The 22,624-nt window shown below is 67.4% G+C and carries 19 protein-coding genes; 12 read left to right on the top strand and 7 right to left on the bottom strand.

Annotated features, from left to right (window positions below):
- Nucleotides 1-14: 14 nt before the first annotated feature.
- The 7 genes from BST10_RS18655 to BST10_RS18625 are packed head-to-tail and all read left to right on the top strand — an operon-like array spanning nt 15 to nt 5,801.
- Nucleotides 15-1,001: a linear amide C-N hydrolase gene (locus tag BST10_RS18655; protein ID WP_083039793.1), complete on the top strand. Its 987-nt coding sequence runs from the start codon at nt 15-17 to the stop codon at nt 999-1,001.
- Nucleotides 1,002-1,036: 35 nt separating this feature from the next.
- Nucleotides 1,037-2,185: an alpha/beta hydrolase family protein gene (locus BST10_RS18650; RefSeq protein WP_041320244.1), complete on the top strand. Its 1,149-nt coding sequence runs from the start codon at nt 1,037-1,039 to the stop codon at nt 2,183-2,185.
- 4 nt (nt 2,186-2,189) lie between these two features.
- Complete coding sequence (locus tag BST10_RS18645) at nt 2,190-3,380, top strand: pyridoxal phosphate-dependent aminotransferase (RefSeq protein ID WP_083039790.1); 1,191 nt, start codon at nt 2,190-2,192, stop codon at nt 3,378-3,380.
- A 51-nt stretch (nt 3,381-3,431) separates the two neighbouring features.
- Entirely contained in the window at nt 3,432-3,827 is a 396-nt protein-coding gene (locus tag BST10_RS18640) for a heme-binding protein (protein WP_232062377.1), read from the top strand.
- Between the two features lie 7 nt (nt 3,828-3,834).
- Nucleotides 3,835-5,109, top strand: coding sequence for a hypothetical protein (locus BST10_RS18635; protein WP_083039787.1), 1,275 nt, complete (start codon nt 3,835-3,837; stop codon nt 5,107-5,109).
- A gap of 28 nt (nt 5,110-5,137) precedes the next feature.
- Entirely contained in the window at nt 5,138-5,386 is a 249-nt protein-coding gene (locus tag BST10_RS18630; RefSeq protein ID WP_083039784.1) for a type II toxin-antitoxin system VapB family antitoxin, read from the top strand.
- Nucleotides 5,373-5,801: a type II toxin-antitoxin system VapC family toxin gene (locus BST10_RS18625; protein ID WP_083039780.1), complete on the top strand. Its 429-nt coding sequence runs from the start codon at nt 5,373-5,375 to the stop codon at nt 5,799-5,801. The genes BST10_RS18630 and BST10_RS18625 overlap by 14 nt, the downstream gene beginning before the upstream one ends.
- A 5-nt stretch (nt 5,802-5,806) precedes the next feature.
- Here the strand turns inward: BST10_RS18625 and hsaB are convergent, their stop codons facing one another.
- Genes hsaB through hsaA form a run of 3 tightly spaced genes read right to left on the bottom strand, consistent with a single transcriptional unit; the run spans nt 5,807 to nt 8,503 of the window.
- A complete protein-coding gene (gene hsaB, locus BST10_RS18620; RefSeq protein WP_205277488.1) occupies nt 5,807-6,358 on the bottom strand; it encodes a 3-hydroxy-9,10-secoandrosta-1,3,5(10)-triene-9,17-dione monooxygenase reductase subunit in 552 nt (183 codons plus the stop codon).
- Nucleotides 6,359-6,393: 35 nt separating this feature from the next.
- Nucleotides 6,394-7,296, bottom strand: a complete 903-nt coding sequence (gene hsaC / locus BST10_RS18615) for an iron-dependent extradiol dioxygenase HsaC (RefSeq protein ID WP_065024753.1) — start codon at nt 7,294-7,296, stop codon at nt 6,394-6,396.
- Nucleotides 7,297-7,312: 16 nt separating this feature from the next.
- The gene (gene hsaA, locus BST10_RS18610; protein ID WP_083039774.1) at nt 7,313-8,503 is read right to left on the bottom strand and encodes a 3-hydroxy-9,10-secoandrosta-1,3,5(10)-triene-9,17-dione monooxygenase oxygenase subunit; all 1,191 of its coding nucleotides are present in this window, start codon (nt 8,501-8,503) and stop codon (nt 7,313-7,315) included.
- A 173-nt stretch (nt 8,504-8,676) separates the two neighbouring features.
- Here hsaA and BST10_RS18605 point away from each other — a divergent pair, with 173 nt between their 5' ends.
- Together BST10_RS18605 and BST10_RS18600 are read left to right on the top strand one after the other, a co-directional pair.
- Nucleotides 8,677-9,765 carry a ferredoxin--NADP reductase gene (locus tag BST10_RS18605; protein WP_109559584.1) on the top strand — a complete coding sequence of 363 codons (1,089 nt, stop codon included), beginning with the start codon at nt 8,677-8,679 and terminating at the stop codon, nt 9,763-9,765.
- Between the two features lie 22 nt (nt 9,766-9,787).
- Nucleotides 9,788-10,345, top strand: a complete 558-nt coding sequence (locus BST10_RS18600; RefSeq protein ID WP_013830779.1) for a hypothetical protein — start codon at nt 9,788-9,790, stop codon at nt 10,343-10,345.
- Here the strand turns inward: BST10_RS18600 and treZ are convergent.
- Genes treZ through glgX form a run of 3 tightly spaced genes read right to left on the bottom strand, consistent with a single transcriptional unit; the run spans nt 10,342 to nt 16,490 of the window.
- Complete coding sequence (gene treZ / locus BST10_RS18595) at nt 10,342-12,060, bottom strand: malto-oligosyltrehalose trehalohydrolase (RefSeq protein WP_083039769.1); 1,719 nt, start codon at nt 12,058-12,060, stop codon at nt 10,342-10,344. The two genes, BST10_RS18600 and treZ, sit on opposite strands and share 4 nt — an antisense overlap.
- Nucleotides 12,053-14,353, bottom strand: coding sequence for a malto-oligosyltrehalose synthase (gene treY / locus BST10_RS18590; protein ID WP_083039767.1), 2,301 nt, complete (start codon nt 14,351-14,353; stop codon nt 12,053-12,055). Before treY ends, treZ begins: the two co-directional genes overlap by 8 nt.
- Before the next feature lie 4 nt (nt 14,354-14,357).
- A complete protein-coding gene (gene glgX, locus BST10_RS18585; protein ID WP_083039816.1) occupies nt 14,358-16,490 on the bottom strand; it encodes a glycogen debranching protein GlgX in 2,133 nt (710 codons plus the stop codon).
- Between the two features lie 223 nt (nt 16,491-16,713).
- On the opposite strand from glgX, the gene malQ reads away from it, so the two are divergent.
- Genes malQ through BST10_RS18570 form a run of 3 tightly spaced genes read left to right on the top strand, consistent with a single transcriptional unit; the run spans nt 16,714 to nt 21,917 of the window.
- Nucleotides 16,714-18,741 carry a 4-alpha-glucanotransferase gene (gene malQ, locus BST10_RS18580; protein ID WP_083039764.1) on the top strand — a complete coding sequence of 676 codons (2,028 nt, stop codon included), beginning with the start codon at nt 16,714-16,716 and terminating at the stop codon, nt 18,739-18,741.
- 30 nt (nt 18,742-18,771) lie between these two features.
- The gene (gene treS, locus BST10_RS18575) at nt 18,772-20,562 is read left to right on the top strand and encodes a maltose alpha-D-glucosyltransferase (RefSeq protein ID WP_083039761.1); all 1,791 of its coding nucleotides are present in this window, start codon (nt 18,772-18,774) and stop codon (nt 20,560-20,562) included.
- On the top strand, nt 20,559-21,917 hold the full coding sequence (locus tag BST10_RS18570; RefSeq protein WP_083039759.1) for a maltokinase N-terminal cap-like domain-containing protein: 1,359 nt from the start codon (nt 20,559-20,561) through the stop codon (nt 21,915-21,917). Before treS ends, BST10_RS18570 begins: the two co-directional genes overlap by 4 nt.
- Before the next feature lie 14 nt (nt 21,918-21,931).
- Here BST10_RS18570 and BST10_RS18565 read toward each other — a convergent pair.
- A partial coding sequence (locus BST10_RS18565; protein ID WP_207567912.1) for an alpha amylase C-terminal domain-containing protein occupies nt 21,932-22,624 on the bottom strand: 693 nt, incomplete at its 5' end.

Below are 22,624 nucleotides of genomic sequence, written 5' to 3'. Positions count from 1 at the left end.
CGTAGGGTAGACACATGTGCACCCGATTGGTTTACCTGGGCCCCAATGGCAACATCCTCACCGGACGGTCGATGGACTGGAAGCTGGATCTGGCAACCAACCTGTGGTCGTTGCCGCGCGGCGTGAAGCGCGACGGGCGGGCCGGAGCGAACTCCATCGAGTGGACCGCGAAGTACGGCAGCGTGGTGGCCACCGGCTACGACATCTGCACCACCGACGGATTGAACGAGGCCGGCCTGTCGGCCAACCTGCTGTGGCTGGCCGAGTCGGAGTATCCCTCCCGCGACGCTTCCCGCCCGGTGATGTCCGTCGCGACGTGGGCCCAGTACATGCTCGACAACTTCGCCACGGTGGCCGATGCGGTCGCAGCACTGCAGACCGAACCGTTCGATGTGCTCACCGAAGGCGTGCCCGGCGAAGAGCGGCTGGCCACCCTGCACCTGTCGATGTCGGACAGCGGCGGTGACAGTGCGATCGTGGAATACGTTGGCGGCAAACAGGTCATCCACCACAGTCGCGACTATCAGGTGATGACGAACTCCCCGATCTTCGAACAGCAACTCGCCGTCAACGCCTACTGGGAACAACTCGGCGGCACCGTCATGCTGCCGGGCACCAACCGGGCCGCCGACCGGTTCGCGCGGGCATCGTTCTACGTCAACGCGATACCCAAGGTCGAAGACCCCAAGATCGCGCTCGCCTCGGTGTTCAGCGTGGTGCGCAACGTGTCGGTCCCGTTCGGCATCTCCACACCGGACGAACCGAATATCTCCTCCACCCGGTGGCGCACCGTCGCCCACCACACCCGCAAGCTGTACTGCTTCGAGTCGGCGTTGACGCCCAACGTCTTCTGGGTGGACCTGAACAAACTCGACCTGTCCGAGGGTGCACCGGCGCGCAAGCTGGACCTGGGCCGCGACGAATCCAACACGTTCGCCGGCGAGAGCTCAGCGGAATTCGTGGTCACCGAACCGTTCACGTTTCTGGAGATCACCACGTGACCGCGAACCGTCGGCTGGCCGCGGCTCTGCTGGCAATGCTGGTGTGCGCCCTGACAACCGCCGGTCCGGTCGCCGCCACCACCGCACCGGCCTGGTCCGGCCTGGACGCCCGCGACTACGCCGGGCCGATCCCCGCGGCCGGGGGGCTGGTCACCGCGGTGCCGCTGGACCCGGCGTTGTCGGTGCACGGTGCCGGCGAGGCGTTCCGCATCCTGTACGCCACCGTCGACCAGCACGCCGAACCGGCGGTCAGCACGGCGGCCGTCTTCACCCCGCGCACCGCCCCGCCACCCGGTGGATGGCCGGTGGTCGCCTGGGCACACGGCACCGTAGGCCTGGGCGACGACTGCACGCCATCGGCGCTGCCCCGCAGCGCCCGAGACGACGAGTACCTGACGCACTGGCTCGACCAGGGCTACGTCGTCGTCGGCACCGACTACGCCGGCCTGGGCACCCCGGGACTGATGAGCTACCTCAACAGCACCGCCGAAGCGCATTCGGTGGTGGACTCGGTACGCGCGGTTCATCACTTGGACCTGCCACTGTCGCCGAAATGGGCGATCGTCGGCCAATCGCAGGGCGGCGGCGCGGCGGTCAACAGCGCCTGGTGGGCCGACCGGCTGACCACAGGCGCCGGACTCGACTACCGGGGCGTCGTGGCCACCGGAACACCCGCCAACATCGAGCGGGTGTTCGGGCAGGCCGGGCCGGGCCTGGCCCCGCGTCAGACACCACCGGCGGCGATCAGCTACACCTCCTACATCCTCGCCGCGCTGCGCGAGGCACACCCCGAACTCGGGATCGACACTGTGCTGACTCCGCGCGGCCGCGAGTTGGCCGACGCCGCACAGTCGCTGTGCAAACCGGCCCTGGATCAGCGGGTCGGGACCACCACGCTCAACGACTTGTTCAGCGCCCCGGTCAGCTCACTGCCCGGCATCGACGCGGCGCTGGACAGCTTCATGGGCACGCCCACCGAGGGTTACAGCCGACCGATCTTTCTGGGCCAAGGGCTGCTCGACAGCGATGTCCCCCCGCTTTCCACCCAGACGCTGTATCAGCAACTGACCGACAACCACCAGGATGTGGAGCTGCATATCTACCCCGACCAGGACCATTCCGGCACGGTGATCGCCTCGATGCCCGACTCCACCCGTTTCCTGCAGCGGGTCATGGCAGGTTGAGTTCATGACCGATTCGACTCTCGGCTCCGGCGGCGTCGCGCTGCGTGCCGGCATCCCACCGTTCCACGTGATGGATGTGTGGCTGGCCGCCGCAGAACGCCAACGCAGCCACGGCGATCTGGTGAACCTGTCGGCCGGACAGCCCAGCGTAGGTGCGCCGGGCCCGGTGCGCGACGCCGCCGCAGCGGCGCTGCGGGCCAACCAGCTCGGCTACACCGTCGCGTTGGGGATCCCGGAGCTGCGCGCGGCGATCGCGGGCTCCTACGCCGATCGCTACGGCCTGGCCGTCGACCCCGACGACGTGGTGGTGACCACCGGTTCGTCGGGCGGTTTCCTGCTGGCATTTCTGGCCTGCTTCGACGCCGGCGAGCGGGTGGCGATCGCCAGCCCCGGTTACCCGTGCTACCGCAACATCCTGACCGCACTGGGCTGCGAGGTGGTCGAGATCCCGTGCGGGCCCGAGACGCGCTTCCAGCCCACCGCGGCCATGCTTGCGGCGCTCGCTGAAACCGGGCCGTTGGCCGGGGTGATCGTCGCCAGCCCAGCCAACCCGACCGGCACCGTTTTGGAGCCCGCCGAGCTAGCCGCGATCGCCACCTGGTGCGACGAGACCGGGGTGCGACTGATCAGCGACGAGGTCTACCACGGCCTGGTCTACGACGGCGCCCCGCAGACCAGCTGCGCCTGGCAGACCTCGCGGAACGCGGTGGTGGCCAACAGCTTTTCCAAGTATTTCGCGATGACCGGCTGGCGGCTGGGCTGGCTGCTGGTGCCGGCGGCGCTGCGCCGCGCGGTGGACCGCCTCACCGGCAACTTCACCATCTGCCCGCCGGTGCTGTCCCAATACGCCGCCGTCGCTGCCTTCACCGGAGAATCGATCGCCGAATCGGATGGCCACCTGCGGCATTACGCCGCCAACCGGGCACTGCTGCTCGACGGGCTGCGGGCCATGGGCATCGAGAAGTTGGCGCCCACCGACGGCGCGTTCTACGTCTATGCCGACGTCGCCGGGCACACCGACGACTCGCTGGCGTTCTGCGCGCGACTGCTCGCCGACACCGGTGTCGCGCTGGCGCCGGGTATCGACTTCGACACCGAACGGGGCAACACCTTCGTGCGGCTGTCGTTCGCCGGCCCGACCACCGACATCGAAGAAGCATTGCGCCGAATCCGCGGGTGGCTGCCGCTCGGGTAGGTTTAGCCCCAAGCTCGACCCACCTGATCGAAGGGACCACAGCCAATGCGCATGACCACGACTTCTCGACTGGCGATCGGTGCGGCGGCCGTCGGCATCCTCGGCGCGGTGGCCGCTTCCGCAATGGTCGGGACCACCGCTCCGGCTGCCGATGCCGCACCGGCGCCCTGCACGGCCGCCGGACTGTCCAGCACCGCCAGCGGCGTGCTGAGCCAGGCGGGTGTGTTCCTCAACGAGCACCCGGAGGCCAACGACGTGCTGACCAATGCCGCCACCATGCCGCCGGAGCAGGCCCGGTCCTCGGTGCAGGGTTACTTCGTCGGCCACCTCGACCAACTGTCGACCCTGCAGGGCATCGCCCAGCCGCTCACCGACCTGAAGAACCAGTGCGGGATCGCCGTCTCACCGACCCAGCTGGCCATGCTGCTGGAGACCGTCAGCAAATAGGTCCGCCATGGGCCTGACGATCAGCGAACACGAACGAGCCGCGCTGACCGAGGCGGCCGGGTTCGGGCTGTTCGCCGCCATCTCCGGGCGCCGGTCGCGGCGGTTCCCGGCCGGCGGCGTCATTCCGGCCGGCCCCCTGGCCTACCGCAGCCACCGGCCCGTGCAGCCGCTCTCCGACGTCGAGCGAGCGCTGCTGCTGTCGTTGATGGCCGGTGTCACCGGCTGGCATGACGGCATCGCGCACCACCCCGGTTATGCCCCCGCACTGCCGAACTACCCCGGCAGCGCCACCGGCCGGGCTATGCCGTCGGCGGCTGGCTTTCACACCAGTCAGGTGTTCTTCACCGACGACACCGGCTGCTATCTGCTGCCGACCCGCGATCAGCCGCCGCGGGAATTCGACACCCTCGAGGGCCGGATCAGCCATACCGCCGATTCCTATGTGCGGCTCTCGGATTCCCGGTTGCAGCTGCCTCGCGAAGAGCCCTACATGGAAGGCCACAACACCTGGATCGGCAACCATCCGGGCAGTCTGCTGGCGTTCGCCGTGGCGGATCTGGCCGAGCATCTGCTGGAGAACCTGTGGTTCTTCGCGGCCAACGGGTACCCGGTCCGCGACGACATCAATGCCCGCGAAATCCCGGGCATCCAAGCGTTTTCCGGGCTGGCGCACGCCGACGACCCGATACCGTTGTCGTTCGTCGAGCAGTACACGCTGACCGAGGCCAGCGCCGAGCTGTCGATCGCCGCCCACAACGGCGCGCTGGGCCTGCAGGCGATGGGCCTGGGCGGCTGGATCTTCGACGGCCTGGACCGACTGTCGGTGCTGGGCGGCTCAGGTGACCCGCGGGCACCGGGCTTCGGCTTCGTCGCCGACACCGACCCGCGCTGGCCGTTCCCGAATGTCACCGGACTGCCCGGCCACTTCGAGACGCTCAGCCCGCCCCACGTCGCGTCGGTCGCCGACGGCGTGGCCAAGCTGGTGGCCCGTAAATTCGGCCTCGGCGGTCCGTCCCACCGCGAGACGGCGGGACCGTGGACGGACAGTCCGGGGGTGCGCGGTTCAGCACTGCCGCCGGACGGCATCGCCGAACTGGTCACCGTCGAGGCGTCCTACATCTACGACACCTTCGGCAAGCTGCCCGGCACCGTGCCGACCGTGCATGTGCTGATGTACCTGCAGGCCCAGCATCTGGACACCGATTTCTACGACGAGCTCTACGGCCCCGGGGCGTATCTGCGCACCCACGCCGAGCACCAGCAGCGCTGGCATGCATCATGATGCACGGGCGTGATGTTATGATGCGTCCATGCGCACCACAGTCAATATCGACGACCACCTGCTGGCCGAAGCGAAGGTAGTGGCGGCAAGGACGTCGAGGCCGCTCGGTGCGATCGTGGACGACGCCTTGCGAGCTTTTCTTCGCCGCGGTACGGGCTCGAAAGCCCGCCAGGTATTCGAACTTCCGACCCATGGCCACGGCGGCCTGCGACCCGGCGTCGACCTCGACGACAAGGATGCCCTCGCCGAACTGCTGGGCGACAATGCTGCTGTTTGATGTCAACGTCTGCGTTTGCGCCATCCGCAAGGACACTCCCGACCACGCCGGTTATCGCTCCTGGGTCAACGAAACGCTCAACGGGGACGAGCCCGTCGGGATAAGCGATCTCGTACTGTCGGGCGTTATCCGGGTCATCACCAACCATCGGATCTTCGAACAGCCCAGTACTACCCAGCAAGCTCTGGATTCTTGCCGAGCGCTCCGTTCAGGTCCTGCCGCGGTCCCGCTGCGACCGGGCGAACGGCACTGGGAGATCTTCGAGTCGCTGTGCCGTGACACGAGCGCGAAGGGCAACGCCGTTCCCGACGCTTATCACGCCGCTCTGGCTATCGAAAACGGTGCGACCTGGATCACCACCGATCGCGGCTTCGCTCGCTTTCCCGGACTACGCTGGCGCCACCCGTTGCACTGAACGTTCTACAGCCAGGTGTCGTCGGTGGTGGCGGTCAGAAACGCCTCCAGGTCATCGCGCCACTGCGCGGGCGTGGTCTTCTCCGGTTCGATGCCGGTGTAGTCACCGCGGTAGAACAGCAGCGGCCGCGGCTTGACCTCCGGCACATCGGAAAGCGATTGCACCGCACCGAACACCACGAAGTGGTCGCCGCCGTCGTGCACCGAGGCCACCGTACAGTCGATGTGGGCCAGCGACCGGGCCAGGATCGGCGAGCCCAGCGGGGAGGGTTCCCATTCCACCCCGGCGAACTTGTCCGGTTCCCGCGAGCCGAACCGGGCGCAGATGTCCTTCTGCTCTTCAGCCAGGATGTTCACGCAGAAGCGTCCGCTGGCCTCGATGGCCTGCCAGGACCGCGACATCTTCGTCGGGCAGAACAGCACCAGCGGCGGGTCCAGCGACAGCGCCGCGAACGACTGGCAGGCGAACCCCACCGGCACGTCGTCGTGCACGGTGGTGATGATGGTGATCCCCGTACAGAATTGACCGAGTACGTTGCGGAACGCGCGCGGGTCGATCGGAAGGTCGTCTTTCGTCGATTCGGAGCTCACTGCTACGACTCGATGCCCACCGTGAAGTCATGCCCCCACAGGCTGACCGCGGTGCTCTCCCGGGCCACCCAGTCGTCGTCGTCGACTTCCAGCCCCTCGCAACCGAATTCGATCTGAAATCCGCTGGGCGACTTCATGTAGAACGACAGCATCTTGTCGTTGACGTGCCGGCCCAGGGTGGCGGCCATCGGCACCTTGCGGCGGTAGGCCCGGTCCAGGCAGAGCCCGACGTCGTCGGCCTCCCCCACCTCGACCATCAGGTGCACGATGCCGGTCGGGGTGGGCATCGGCAGGAACGCCAGGCTGTGGTGGCGCGGGTTGCAGCCGAAGAACCGCAGCCACGCCGGGTCGCCGTCGGCCGGGCGGCCCACCATCTGCGGGGGCAGCCGCATCGAGTCACGCAGCCGGAAGCCCAGCACGTCGCGGTAGAAGTGCAGCGCCTCGGCGTCGTCCTTGGTCGACAGCACCACATGGCCCAGGCCCTGTTCCTCGGTGACGAACCGGTGCCCGTAGGGGCTGACCACCCGACGGTGCTGCAGAGCCACACCGTGGAAGGCCTCCAGCGTGTTCCCGGAGGGGTCGTCGAAGGTGATCATCTCGACGACGCTGCGCTCAGCCAGTTCGGCTGCGGTGCCCTCTTTGTAGGGCGTGCCCTCGGCCTCCAGGCGCTGCCGGATCTCCTGCAGCCCCGCGGCGTTGGCGCACTCCCAGCCGGACGACAGCAGCCGGTCGGTGTCGCCGGGCACGACCACCAGCCGGGCGGGGAAGTCGTCCATCCGCAGGTACAGCGCCCCCTCGGTCGTGCCCTGACCCTCGACCATGCCGAGAACCTTCAGGCCGAACTCGCGCCAGGCCGCCATGTCGGTGGCCTGGATCCGCAGATACCCCAGCGAACGGATACTCATCGGTGCTCCCTCCAGATCAGACCATTGTGTCGCCGGGCGGCAACCCGAACTCGTGGTTGCCGAAGATCAGGTATGCCCGCTCCGGGTCGTTGGCCGCGTGCACCCGACCGGCGTGTGCGTCGCGCCAGAACCGCTGCACCGGAGCGTCGTTGGACAGCGCGGTGGCGCCGGCCGCCTCGAAGAGCCGGTCGATGGAGGCGATGGCCCGGCCGGTGGCGCGCACCTGGTCACGCCGGGCGCGGGCGCGCAGGTCGAACGGGATCTCCTCGCCGGCCGCCAGCAGCGCGTACTCGTCGGCGACGTTGCCGATCAGCTGCCGCCAACCGGCGTCGATGTCACTGGCCGCCTCGGCGATCCGCACCTTGGCGAACGGGTCGTCCTTGGCCTTCTCGCCGGCGAACGCCGCCCGCACCCGCTTGCCCTGGTGCTCGACGTGGGCCTGGTAGGCGCCGTAGGCCATGCCCATGATGGGGGCCGAGATCGTGGTTGGGTGCATGGTGCCCCACGGCATCTTGTAGACCGGCGCGGTGTTGGTCTCATAACCGCCGGCGGTCTGGTCGTTCATCGCCTTGTAGGACAAGAAGCGGTGTCGCGGCACGAAGACGTCCTTGACCACGACGGTGTTGCTGCCGGTGCCGCGCAGGCCGACCACGTGCCAGACGTCGTCGATGGTGTACTCGCTGCGCGGGATCAGGAAGCTGCCGAAGTCCACCGGCTTGCCGTCCTTGATGACCGGGCCACCCAGGAACGCCCAGGTGGCGTGGTCACAGCCCGACGACCAGTTCCAGGAGCCGTTGACGATGTAACCGTCGGCGTTCTCGGTGACCACGCCGGCGCCCATCGGGGCGTAGGAGGACGACACCCGCACGTTGGTGTCGGTGCCCCACACCTCTTCCTGGGCCTGCTGGTCGAACAGCGCCAAGTGCCAGTTGTGCACACCGATGATCGACGCCACCCATCCGGTGGAACCGCAGGCGCTGGCGATGCGACGGACCGCCTCGTAGAAAACCGCCGGGTCACATTCCAGACCGCCCCACTGCGACGGTTGCAACAGCGTGAAGAATCCGATCTCCTCGAGCGCCTTGATGTTGGCGTCGGGAAGCTTGCGCAGATCCTCGGTCTCCTGGGCGCGCTCGCGCAACTGCGGAAGAAGGTCGTCGATGGCTGCCAGCACCGACTGCGCGTCACGCTGCTGAATGGACGTCACTAGATTGCCTCCCATGGAGTGAGCAGGTATAGCGGCCCGTTTTTCAACCAGCCTAGAGTGAGATTAGAACACGTTCCGATTTGTGTCGAGTGGGGTGTTCCTGCGGCTGGTAGCGATACTGGACCGGTTTTCTGTAACCTGTTCTAGTTATGACGGAAGGTGAGGGGCGGACTGTGACGGAGACCATTCCGGACGAACCACTGGGCAGTCACGTCCTGGAATTGCAGATCACCGAGGTCGTCGCCGAGACCGAGGACGCGTGTTCGCTGGTATTCGGCGTGCCAGACGGCCCCGACGATCCGGAGATCCCCGCGGAGCGGCTCAAGTACTCGCCGGGCCAGTTTTTGACGCTGCGAATTCCCAGCGAGCGCACCGGTTCGGTGGCCCGCTGCTATTCGTTGTGCAGTTCTCCGTTCACCGACGACGCCCTGACCGTCACCGTGAAGCGGACCTCGGACGGCTATGGATCGAACTGGTTGTGCGATCACGCCCGTCCCGGGATGCGGGTCCATGTGCTTGCGCCGTCGGGCACCTTCGTGCCCAAGTCCCTGGACACTGATTTCCTGCTACTGGCCGCTGGCAGCGGGATCACGCCGATGATGGCGATCTGCAAGTCGGCGCTGTCGCAAGGCAGCGGCAAGGTGGTGCTGGTGTACGCCAACCGCGACGAACGGTCGGTGATCTTCGGCACCGCGCTGCGCGAACTGGCCGCCAAGTACCCCGACCGGCTCACGGTCGTGCACTGGCTGGAGTCGGTGCAGGGTCTGCCGAGCTCCGCGACGCTGGCCCAGCTGATCGCCCCCTACACCGACCGCCAGGCCTTCATCTGCGGACCCGGCCCGTTCATGCAGGCATCGCGGGACGCGCTGGACGCTTTGCAGGTTCCGGCCGAGCAGGTGCATCTCGAGGTGTTCAAGTCGTTGGAGAGCGACCCGTTCGCCGCGGTCAAGATCACCGAGGCGCCCGAGGGCTCAGCGGACACGGCGCCGGCCACCGTCACCGTCGAATTGGACGGACAGACGCAGACGCTGGAGTGGCCGCGCCACGTCAAGCTGCTGGACCTGCTGCTCGACAAGGGGCTCGACGCCCCGTTCTCCTGCCGGGAGGGGCACTGTGGCGCATGCGCTTGCGTATTGAAGAAAGGCGAGGTCGCCATGGAGGTCAACGATGTGCTCGAACCGCAAGATCTCGCCGAGGGGCTGATCCTGGCCTGCCAAGCCCATCCCGAGACCGATTCGGTGGAAGTGACCTACGACGAGTGATCTCGGTCTAGGTTGGTGCGACATGAAACGGTTGTTGATGGTGCCGGCCGCGGTGACACTGTTGGCCGCGCTGATCCCGCCCGCGATCTCCGCGGCGGCAAGTGACACCAAGACCAGTCTGATGCCGGTCAACGAGTTCGATCAGCTGCAGACCCACAGTTGGGTGGATTGCGCCGCGCCGCCGCTGTGCCGTTTCACGGTCGGGGTGCGACTGCAGACCCCGGAGGGGTTGGCCGGCTTCCCGCCCGACCTGTGGGCTCGGCAGAGCACCGAGATCCGCTCTTCCAAGCGGACCGCGTATCTCGACGTGCACACCGACGGCGGCGAGGGCTGGTTCAAGGACCGGGGCGGACCGGGAACGAAGGTGTTCAAGGACGGCACCGGTGCGGTGATCCAGTCGATGTACTACGGCGAGGGACCGCCGGAGAAATACCAGACCAACGGCAGCATCGACGTGCTGGAATACTCCACCGGCCGGCCCAAGACCGACGCCAACGTGATCGTGTGCACCCACGTGCAGGTGACCTACAGCGGGGTCAACCTGACCACGCCGTCCACCTGCGCCCAGACGGTGTTCTAAGTCCGCAGCACCGCGAACGCGTGCCCCGGCAACCGCGTCGTCTGATCGCCGTAGCTCGGTGATCCCCACGCCAGTACCGGCTCGCCGGACACCGGCACCTCCACCGTGGCCTCACCCAGGTTGCAGATGAGCGCCAACCGACCGCGGCGCATGGCGATCCAGCGGTCGTCCTCGTCGTAGTCGACCGTGAGGTGGGTCAGCCAGGGGTCGGCCAGATCGGCTTCGGCGCGTAGCCCGATCAGCGCCCGGTAGACGCCGAGCAGTTGCCGATGGCCGTGCCCGCCGGCCTCGTCCCAGTCCAGCTTGGATCGCCGGAAGGTATCGGGATCCTGGGGGTCCGGGATCTCGTCGGCGTCCCAGCCGTGCTCGGCGAACTCGGCTTTGCGGCCCTCGGCGGTGGCGCGTGCCACCTGGGGGTCCTCATGCGACGTGAAGAACTGAAACGGGGTCAGGGCACCCCATTCCTCACCCATGAAAAGCATTGCGGTGTAAGGCGATAGCAGCACCAGCGCCGCTTTGATCGCGAGCTGGCCGGCGGTCAGGTTCTGCGAGGGGCGGTCACCGAGCGCCCGGTTGCCGACCTGGTCGTGGGTGCAGGTGTACGCCAGCAGCCGGGTGGCCGGGATCTGCGAGGTGGGCAGTGGACGACCGTGGCGCCGGCGCCGGAACGACGAGTAGGTGGCGGCGTGGAAGAAGCCGTTACGCAGCGTTGCCGCCAGCGTGGCGATGCTGCCGAAGTCGGCGTAATAGCCTTGTCGCTCACCGGATACCGCGGTGTGGATGGCATGGTGGATGTCGTCGTCCCATTGCGCGGTGATCCCATACCCTCCGTCTTCACGACGGGTGATGGTCCGCGGGTCGTTGCGGTCGCTTTCGGCTATGAGCGACAGCGGACGGCCCAACTGCGCTGCGAGCGTGTCGGTCTCGGCGGCCAGTTCCTCGAGAAGGTGGATCGCCGTGGTGTCCACCAGCGCGTGCACGGCGTCGAGCCGCAGGCCGTCGGCGTGGAAGACACGCATCCAGCGCAGCGCGCAGTCGATGATGTAGCGGCGTACTTCGTCGGAGTCGGCGCCGTCGATGTTGATGGCGTTGCCCCAGGGGTTGCGGGCTTGCGACAGGTACGGGCCGAAGCGGGGCAGGTAGTTCCCGGACGGCCCGAGGTGGTTGAAGACGGCGTCGATCAGCACTCCGAGGCCGCGGCCGTGGCAGGCATCGACGAAGCGCGCCAGCCCGTCCGGGCCGCCATAGGGTTCGTGCACCGCGTACCACAGCACCCCGTCGTATCCCCAGCCGTGCGCCCCGGAGAAGGCATTGACCGGCATCAGTTCGACGAAGTCGACACCCAGGTCGACCAGGTGATCCAGCTTCGCGTTGGCCGAATCGAAGGTGCCGGCCGGGGTGAAGGTGCCGATGTGCAGTTCGTAGATCACCGCGCCTTCGACCGGTTTCCCGGCCCAGTCGTCGTCGGTCCAAGCCGGGCCGGTCTCGTCCCACAACGCCGAGCGCGCGTGCACGCCGTCGGGCTGACGGGCCGACCGCGGATCCGGCAGCACCGCGGGGTCGTCATCGAGCAGATAGCCGTAGCGGGCGTCGCCGGCCGCCTCGACCGTCGTCCGCCACCAGCCGCCGTCGGCACGGGTCATCGGGTAGGACACCCCGTCGACATCGAGGGCGACGGTCGCCGGGGCCGGCGCCCAGACGGCGAAGTCAGTCATCGACGCGCTCCAGCAGGGCCACCGGCAGCGTGGCGAACAACTCCGCGGCCGGCGTCGGTCCGCTGTGCACGGCGCCGGACAGTGCGTCGGCCCAGCTGCCCGGCGGGATCGCGACGACGGTATCGCGCCATCCGCTGTCGCGCAGCCGCACCGTCCAGCGGCTGACCGCTACCACCACGTCGTGCCCCCTGGCGAAGGCGACGACGTGCTCGGCGGCCGAGCCCGACGCCGGGACCGGCTGGTAACGGCCGTGCCGGAAGGTGTTGGGACGGGCTCGCCGCATCCGCAGTGCCGCGGCGACGACCCGCATCTTCGGGTGCCGCAGCGACGTGAGCGCCTCACGGCGCGCGGTGTAGTCGACCGCTCGCCGGTTGTCCGGGTCGACCAGACTGTCCTCCGGCAGTTCGGTGCCCTGATACACGTCGGGGATGCCGGGAACGGTCAGCGCCAGGAGTTTCTGACCCAGCATGTCGCTTTCGACGTGCGGAGCGAGTTCGGTGACGAACTCGGTCAGTTGTTTGGCGATCGATCCGTCCAGTACGTCATCGAGCCAGCGGTGCACCGCGTTCTCGAATTCGCTGTCCGGGTCGTGCCAGGAGGTGAGCCGGGCCGCCTCGCGAACGGCCTTCTCGGCGTAGGCGTGCAGTCGCTCGCGCAGTGCGGTGTTCACCCGACCATCGACCGGCCAGACGCCGAAGATGTTCTGCCACAGGAAAAGTCCGGTAGCCAGGTCCGGTGACGGGACAATGGCCTCCCACCGAGCGACGAACTCGGCCCACAACGACGGCACCTGTGACAGCACGCCGATACGGGCCCGGACGTCCTCGCCGCGTTTGGTGTCGTGGGTGGACAGTGTGGTCATGGTGTGCGGCCAGCATCGCGCCCTGGTCGCGGCCCGATGATGAAACTCCGCCGCACCCACCCCGAAATGCTGCGGGTCTCCGCCGACCTCGTTGAGCGAAACCAGCCGCGCATCGCGGTAGAACAGGCAGTCCTCGGCCGTCTTGGCGGTCACCGCGCCGCACAGCTGCTGCAACCGGGTCGAGCACTGCCCGTCGTCGGCGATCGCGGCCGCCAGCAACGTCAGCGGTTCGCCGAGTTCCGGCTTCGCAGACTGCGTTTCAGCCAACGCCACCGACAGCGTCGACACCAGACCGGGATAGTCGCTGCGGTAGACGCCCAGCCGGCCGAGCAGGGCCACGATGGCCTCGGACAGCAGCGGATGGCCCACGCCGGTGGCGCCCACCACGCAACGGCGCAGCCGCGCCAGTTCGCTGCCCAGCGTCTCGGCGGCCGTGATTTCCTTCTGTTCGGCCAACAACGTCGGCATCGCGCGATAGTCGACGCCGGCGGTCTCGACCAGCTCGGTCAGCGCCGGCTCGCCATCCGGGTCGATGAACAACCCGCCGATCTCCCGCAGCACGTCGTAGCCGGTGGAGCCGGCTACCGGCAGGGTCGGCTCGAGCGATTCGTCGACGGCCAGAATCTTCTCGACGACGATCCAGGCATCGGCTCCCACCAGGGCACGCAGCCATTCCAGATACCCGCACGGATCCGACAGCCCGTCCGGGTGATCGACCCGCACGCCGTCGACGAGACCGTCGTGAAACCAGCGGGACAGCTCGGCGTGCCAGGCGTCGAACACCGCCCGATCCTCTTGCCGCAGGCCCGCCAGCGAGGTTATCGAGAAGAAGCGACGGTATCCGCAGCTGCCGTTACGCCACCCGACCAGCCGGTAGTGCTGGCGGTCGTGAACCTGCGCGCCGGTGCCGGTGCCGGTGCCCGGCGCGATCGGAAACACCAGATCACCCAGCCGCAGCCGCTCACCGTCGACCGCCAGATCGGCGACGTCGCCGTCAGATCCCAGCACCGGCAGGACGATCCGGCCGTCACCCAGCTCCCAATCGATGTCGAAGAACACCGAGTACGGCGAGGACCGGCCGTGCTTGAGCACGTCCCACCACCACCGGTTCTGCTCCGGTCTTGCCACCCCGACGTGATTGGGCACAATGTCGACGACCAGACCGATTCCGCGGGCATGCGCGGCCGCCGACAGCCGCGCCAACCCCTGCGCACCGCCCAGTTCGGCAGACACCGTGGTCGGATCGACCACGTCGTAGCCGTGCGCCGAGCCGCGCACCGCGGTCATGACCGGTGACAGGTAAAGGTGCGAGACGCCCAGATCGTAGAAGTAGTCCAGTAGCCGTTCGGCGTCGGCGAAGGTGAACGCGAATCCGCTGTCCGGGCCGCGCAGCTGCAACCGATAGGTGGACAGCACCGGCCGCGGCGTCATCGCCTCAGCGCACTTTCCGCAAGACGAGCAGCGAACGCCCCGCAACGGGCAACGCGGCTGTTGCCGGCACCACCCGTTCATCCGTTGCCGCCGGCTCGGCGGTGTCCAGTTCGACGCTCCACTCCTGTGCGTAATCGCCTCCGGGAACCGCGAACTCGACCTCATCCTGGTGCGCATTGAAGCACAGCAGGAAGGAGTCATCCACGATGCGCTGGCCGCGTACGTCGGGCTCGCGGATCGCCTCACCGTTGAGAAAGACCATGATGCACTTGTCGAATCCGCTGTCCCAGTCGTCTTGGTTCATCTCCTGCCCAGCGGGGGTGAACCACGCGATGTCGCCGACATCGTCGCCGTGCCGCGCCGGAAGGCCCTCGAAGAAGCGGCGCCGGCGAAACACCGGATGGTCCTTGCGAAGCTGCGTCACCCGGCGGGTGAAGTCCAGCAGATCGGCATTGGTCTGGACCAGTGACCAATCCATCCAAGCCAGTTCGGAGTCCTGACAGTAGGCGTTGTTGTTGCCGTGCTGCGTGCGGCCGATTTCGTCACCGTGCGCGATCATCGGCGTGCCTTGCGACAACATCAGGGTGGCCATGATGTTGCGCATCTGGCGGGCCCGCAGTGCGGCGATGTCCGGGTCGTCGGTGGGGCCTTCGACGCCGCAGTTCCACGACCGGTTGTGACTCTCACCGTCGGTGTTGTCGTCGCCGTTGGCCTCGTTGTGTTTCTCGTTGTAGGAGACCAGGTCGTGCAGGGTGAAGCCGTCGTGGGCGACGACGAAGTTGATACTGGCGCCGGGCCGGCGTCCGGTGGCCTCGTAGAGATCCGATGACCCGGTGAGCCGGGACGCGAACTCGCCCAGCGTCTCCGGCTCACCACGCCAGAAGTCACGCACGGTGTCTCGGTACTTCCCGTTCCATTCGGTCCACAGCCCGGGAAAGTTGCCGACCTGGTAACCGCCTTCGCCGACATCCCAGGGTTCGGCGATCAGCTTGACCTGGCTGACCACCGGATCCTGCTGGATCAGGTCGAAGAACGCCGAAAGACGGTCGACGTCATAGAATTCGCGGGCCAGCGTAGATGCCAGGTCGAATCGGAAGCCGTCGACGTGCATCTCGGTCACCCAGTAGCGCAGTGAATCCATGATGAGCTGCAGCGCATGCGGATTGCGCGCATTGAGGCTGTTGCCCGTACCGGTGTAATCCATATAGAGACTGCGGTCCTCGTCGACGAGCCGGTAGTAGGCGGCGTTGTCGATTCCCCGGAAATTGATGGTCGGGCCGAGATGGTTGCCCTCGGCGGTGTGGTTGTAGACCACGTCGAGGATCACCTCGATACCGGCTTCGTGGAAGGTGCGCACCATGGTCTTGAACTCCGCCACGGCTGCGCCCGGCGTCCGGTTCGCCGCATACCGGCTGTGCGGCGCGAAGAACCCGAAAGTGTTGTAGCCCCAGTAGTTCCGCAGGCCCAGCTGCAGCAGCCGGTCATCGTGCATGAACTGGTGTACCGGCATCAGCTCGACGGCCGTGACGTTGAGGGACTTGAGGTGGTCGATCACGACCGGGTGGGCCAGGCCGGCGTAGGTCCCGCGCAGTTCCTCCGGGATGTCCGGGTGGGTCTGTGTCATGCCCTTCACATGGGTCTCGTAGATGATCGTTTCGTGATACGGCGTCTTCGGTGGCCGATCGGATGCCCAGTCGAAGTACGGGTTGATCACCACGCTGGTCATGGTGTGGCCCAGTGAATCGACCCTCGGCAGGGTTTCGTCGCTCACCGCTTCGCCGCCGGCCGTCATGTCATAGGAGAACAGCGCCTGGCCGAAGTCGAAGTCCCCGGCGAACGCCCGGCCGTACGGGTCCAGTAACAGCTTGCTGGAATCACAGCGGTGCCCGTCGGCCGGCTCGAACGGCCCGTGCACCCGAAAGCCGTAATGCTGCCCGGGCGAGACCGTCGGCAGGTAGGCGTGCCAGACGTAGCCGTCGACCTCCTCGAGCGGGATGCAGGCCTGCTCGCCGTCCTCGTCGATCAGGCAGAGCTCCACCTGCTCGGCGATTTCGGAGAACAGCGCGAAGTTGGTTCCACCGCCGTCGTAGCCGGCTCCGAGCGGGGCGCTGCTGCCGGGCCAGACGGTCGGTGACACCGACGGTTTCTCGGCTGAATCCGTGACTGCGGTGACCTTCCTCTCCGGATTTCGGGTAATGCCCATATTCACTCAATCTGGTCAGGCCGTTCGATTCCGCGACACTCGGTCGTGGCTACCCGCCTGCCGGATGGTCAAACTCTCGTCGGCTACGACACTACGGCCACCGCGCGGTCGTCGCTGATCTTGTTGAAAGGTTCCCGGCGCGGGTATAGCCGTTGTCGTGGTGCCTGATGACCTGCGCCGGCTGGCGGCCGCACACGGCGTGGCGACCTGCTATCGCAATGAACGGCGCGAGCTGGTGCAGGTCGACACCGACGTGGTGATCCGGATACTTCGGCTGCTCGAAGTCGAAGCGGGCACCGACACCGACCGGCGTCGCGAGTTGGCCCGGCTGGACGAGCGCGATCGCGCCGGCGCCGCACCGCCCGCGGTGGCGGTGCGGGTGGCCGGATGTGCGCAGCCGATGCCCGGGGCCACCCAGCTGGTGAGTGAGGACGGCGAACGCCGGACGGTGCGCGACGAACTGCCCGCCGATCTGGCGCCGGGTTGGTATGAGCTCGCGCTGCGCGATGGCCGGCAGGTCACGCTGATCGCGGCTCCCCCTCGAGCGCCGGCGGCACCGGCGACGTGGGGATGGATGCTGCAGCTCTACGCGGTGCGGTCCGCCCGTTCGTGGGGTGTCGGCGACCTGTCGGACCTGCGGGACTGGGTGCGGTGGACGGCCGGCGAGCACGGCGCCGGGGCGGTGTTGCTCAACCCGCTGCACGCCCCGGGCCCGACGCATCCGGTGCAGCCCTCGCCGTACACGCCGTCGAGCCGGCGGTTCGCCAATCCGCTGGCATTGTGCATCCCCGACCTCGCGGTCTATCACCGCACCGACCCGGACACCCGGGCGGAGGTCGATACGCTGCGGGTTGCTGCCGACACGGCGCGGATCGACTACGACCTGGTCTGGGCGGCCAAACGGGCCGCCCTGGAGTCGCTCTGGCGCGCTGACGGTCGCCCGTCCCCGCTGGATGAATCACCCGGGAACACCGCGTTGCGCGACTGGGCGACCTACTGTGCGCTGGCCGAGCGCCACGGCGGACGGTGGCCGAGGTGGCCGGCGTCGCTGCACGATGCGGCCGGCCCCGCCGTGGCGGCCGCACGTCGGGAGCTCGCACCGAGGATCGCGTTTCACGCCTGGGTGCAGCAGCGCTGCGAGGAACAACTGGGCGCGGTGCAGCGCGCGGCAACGGACTCGGGCATGGCACTGGGGGTACTGCACGACTTGGCCGTCGGCGTCGACGCCGACGGCGCCGATGCCTGGGCACTGGCCGACGTGCTGGCCGGTGCGGCCAGCGTCGGGGCGCCCCCGGACACGTTCAGCCCGCACGGTCAGGACTGGCGGCTACCGCCGTGGCGACCGGACCGGTTGGCCGCCACCGGCTACACCGCGATGCGCGACATGCTGCGTGCCGTGCTCGCTCATGCCGACGGGGTGCGCATCGATCACATCGCCGGCCTGTGGCGGCTGTGGTGGATCCTGCCCGGAGAAAGCCCGGACCGCGGCACCTACGTCCACTACGACGCCGACGTCATGCTGGCGGTGCTGGCGCTGGAAGCCCATCGCGCCGATGCTGTTGTCATCGGCGAGGATCTGGGCACCGTCGAACCGGAGGTCACCCGGACGCTGGCCGGCAACGACATGCTGGGCTGCGCGGTCTCTTGGTTCACCCGCGACGAATCGGCACCCGGCCAGCCGCTGCTGCCACCGGCGAAGTGGCCGGCGCAGGTGGCCGCCAGTATCTCCACCCACGACCTGCCCACCGCGGCCGGATTCCTGCGTGCCGAGCACGTCCGGGCCCGCGCCGAGCGGGGCCTGCTCGACGACGCGGCGGCCGCCCAAGCCGCAGCCGAGCGGGAACGAGCCGAGTGGCTGGCGCTGCTGCGCTCCGAAGGGCTGCTTTCGCCCGGCACCGAAAACGGCCAGACCGCGGACGAAGCCGAGATCATCGACGCCATGCACCGCTTGCTGGCCGCCACCCCGAGCCGGCTGAAACTCATCTCCCCGTATGACGTATTGGCCGACCCCCGCCAGCCCAACCTGCCCGGCACCGTCGATGAATACCCGAACTGGCGGCTGCCGCTGCGCGAGTCTTTCGAACAGCTGCGCACCGATCCGAGAGTCGCCCGGACCACGGCATTGTTCTCACCGGGTGGCGAGTCGAAGCCCGGCGACGTTCACGATCCCCCCGATGGCAGGTAATCGCGGCGCGAATCGGGTACATGTCGAAATATGGCCACCGACGTTGACGACGAGTTCGGTCAGGATCTCCCAGACCCGGCAGCGGGCAGCCATGTCGAACACGGCCTGGTGGAGCATCCGACCGCCGATGATTTCGGTGATGCCGCGGCACTGCCTGCCGACCCCGTCTGGTTCAAGCGTGCGGTGTTCTACGAGGTGCTGGTTCGGGCGTTCTACGACTCCAACGGCGATGGCATCGGTGACCTGCGCGGCCTGACCGAGCGATTGGACTACCTGCAGTGGCTCGGCGTCGACTGCCTGTGGCTGCCACCGTTCTACGATTCACCGTTGCGCGACGGTGGTTATGACATCCGCGACTTCTACAAGGTGTTGCCGGAGTTCGGCACCGTCGATGACTTCGTCGAACTGCTCGACGCGGCACACCGGCGCGGCATCCGGGTCATCACCGACCTGGTGATGAACCACACCTCCGACAGCCACCCCTGGTTTCAGCAGTCGCGGCATGACCCGGGCGGCCCCCACGGCGACTTCTACGTGTGGAGTGACACCAGCGAACGGTACGCGGACGCCCGAATCATCTTCGTCGACACCGAGGAGTCCAACTGGACATTCGACGCGGTGCGCAAGCAGTTCTACTGGCACCGGTTCTTCTCCCACCAGCCCGACCTGAACTATGAGAACCCGGCGGTACAGGAAGCGATGATCGACGTGCTGCGGTTCTGGCTGAACCTCGGCATCGACGGCTTCCGGCTGGACGCGGTGCCCTACCTGTTCGAACGGGAGGGCACCAACTGCGAAAACCTCCCCGAGACACACGCCTTCCTGAAACGTTGCCGCAAGGTGGTCGACGAGGAGTTCCCCGGCCGGGTGCTGCTGGCCGAGGCGAATCAATGGCCCAGTGACGTCGTCGAATATTTCGGTGATCCCGAGACCGGCGGCGACGAGTGCCACATGGCCTTCCATTTCCCATTGATGCCACGCATTTTCATGGCGGTGCGCCGTGAATCGCGCTTTCCGATCTCGGAGATCCTGGCCCAGACACCACCGATCCCGCAGCTGGCGCAGTGGGGCATCTTCCTGCGCAACCACGATGAGCTGACGCTGGAGATGGTCACCGACGACGAGCGCGACTACATGTACGCCGAATACGCGAAAGACCCCAGGATGAAGGCGAATGTGGGGATCCGGCGGCGACTGGCACCACTGCTGGACAACGACCGCAACCAGATCCAGCTGTTCACCGCCTTGTTGCTGTCGCTGCCCGGCTCACCCATCCTCTACTACGGCGACGAGATCGGAATGGGCGACATCATCTGGCTGGGTGACCGCGACGCGGTGCGCACCCCGATGCAGTGGACCCCCGACCGCAATGCCGGTTTCTCCACCGCCAATCCCGGCCGGCTCTACCTGCCGCCCATTCAGGACGCGGTCTACGGCCATCAGTCGGTCAACGTCGAAGCGCAACGCGACACCTCCACATCATTGCTGAACTGGACTCGCACCATGCTCGCCATCCGACGCCGGTACGACGCATTCGCCCTCGGCGGGTTCCGGGAACTGGGCGGCTCCAATCCGTCGGTGCTGGCCTATGTGCGCGAGCTGTCCGGCGACGAGGGCCACACGGTGCTGTGCGTCAACAACCTGTCGCGGTTTCCCCAGCCGATCGAACTGAATCTGCAGCACTGGGATGGCCATACGCCGGTGGAGCTGACCGGGTCCGTGGAGTTCCCGGCGATCGGAAAACTCCCGTATCTGCTCACGCTGCCCGGGCACGGCTTCTACTGGTTTCAACTGTGCGAGCCGAAGGAGGACATCTCATGACCGGTGGCACCGGCGAGCCGGCGGGACTGCCGTGGGCGGAATGGCTGCCGACCCGACGCTGGTACGCGGGACGTAATCGGGAGCTGGCCGTAGCCGAGCCCGCCCTGGTGGTGGCGATGGGCGACGGACTGGATCTGGTATTGCTCGACGTCGCCTACACCGACGGTGCCGGCGAGCTCTACCAGGTGATGATCAGCTGGGACGTGGAGCTGGCGCCGGAGTACGCCCAGATCGCGATGATCGGAACCTATCGGGGACACACCGCCTACGACGCGTTGTACGACGCCGCAGCAGTCAGGGTGCTGTTGTCGCTGATCGCCTCGTCGGCCACCCGTGGCGAGGTCACGTTCACCCCCCAGGAGGGGGTGTCGCTGCCCGTCCGGGCAGACTCTCGCGTATCGGAGGCCGAGCAGAGCAACACCAGCGTGATCATCGAGGAAGAAGTGGTCCTCAAGGTGTTCCGGCGGTTGAAGGATGGCATCAATCCCGACATCGAGTTGAACGCGGCGCTGGGCCGGGCAGCCAATCCGCACGTGCCGCGATTATTGGGCTGTTATCAGATCGAGTTGCCCGGCGAGTCCGGTGCGGTGCCCTACGCATTGGGCATGATCAGCGAGTACGCGATGAACTCGGCCGAGGGCTGGGCGATGGCCACCGCCAGTGTGCGCGACCTCTTCGCCGAAGCGGATCTGTATGCCCACGAAGTGGGCGGCGACTTCGCCGGCGAATCGTACCGGCTCGGTGAGGCCGTCGCCTCGGTGCACCGAACGCTGGCCGACAGCTTGGGCACATCGCAAGCGGAGTTTCCGGCGGCGGCCTTGCTGTCGCGATTGTCGGAGACGGCGGGGTTGGTGCCCGAAGTGCGCCCGCACGTCGCAGCCATCGAACAGCGCTTCCAGGCCCTGGCCGGACAGCCGATCACGGTGCAGCGGGTCCACGGTGACCTGCATCTGGGCCAGGTGCTGCGCACCCCGAATGGTTGGCTGCTCATCGATTTCGAGGGCGAACCCGGCGCCCCGCTGTCCGAACGGCGGCGGCCGGACTCGCCGCTGCGGGATGTCGCCGGTGTGCTGCGGTCCTACGACTACGCCGCCTACGGGAAATTGGCCGACCTGTCGCGCGACGGGCAGGACCGGCAATTGGCCACCCGCGCCCGCGAATGGCTGGATCGCTGCCGCACCGCCTTCTGCGAAGGGTACGGAGCGGAATCGGGTGCCGATCCACGGGATTCAGCGGCGCTGCTCGCCGCCTATGAGGTCGACAAGGCGGTCTATGAGGCCGGCTACGAGGCCCGGCACCGGCCCGGCTGGCTGCCGATTCCGCTGCGGGCGCTGGCCCGGCTGACCCAGCAGTGATCATCAGCCCCGCATCACTCGCAGGGCTCCAGCCACAGCGCCGACAGCGGCGGCAGCACCAGCACGGCCGACGCCGAACGGCCGTGGCGGGGCTCGTCAACAGCGTCCACACCACCGAGGTTGCCGGCGCCGCCGCCGTGGTAATCGACGGCATCGGTGTTGAGCACCTCTCGCCACCGGCCGGCGCTCGGTAGCCCGAGATGGTAGTCGGTGTGTTCGACACCGGAGAAGTTGAACACGGCGGCCAGCACCGATCCGTCCGTCGCGTAGCGCAAGAAGCTCAGCACGTTGTTGGCGGAGTCGTTCGCGTCGATCCAGGAGTAGCCGGCCGGGTTGATGTCTTCGCTCCACAACGCGGGATGGCTTCGGTAGACGGCATTGAGATCTTTTGTCAGGCGGAGGATTCCGGCGGCGAAGCCGCCATCCTGCCGCTTCGGATCGAGCTGAAACCAGTCCAGCCCCCGTTCCTCGGACCATTCGGCGTGCTGGCCGAATTCCTGGCCCATGAACAGCAACTGCTTGCCCGGGTGCGCCCATTGGTAGGCCAGCAGCGTGCGCACCCCGGCGGCCTTGGCGTGGTCGTCACCGGGCATCCGGGTCCACAGCGTGCCCTTGCCGTGCACCACTTCATCGTGGCTGATCGGCAGCACGAAGTTCTCGCTGTAGGCATACAGCATCGAGAACGTCATCTCATGGTGGTGATAGGA

The sequence above is a fragment of the Mycolicibacter algericus DSM 45454 genome, assembly GCF_002086455.1.
GTDB classification, from domain to species: Bacteria; Actinomycetota; Actinomycetes; order Mycobacteriales; family Mycobacteriaceae; genus Mycobacterium; species Mycobacterium algericum.
This window is presented reverse-complemented; position numbering and strand designations above follow the sequence as displayed.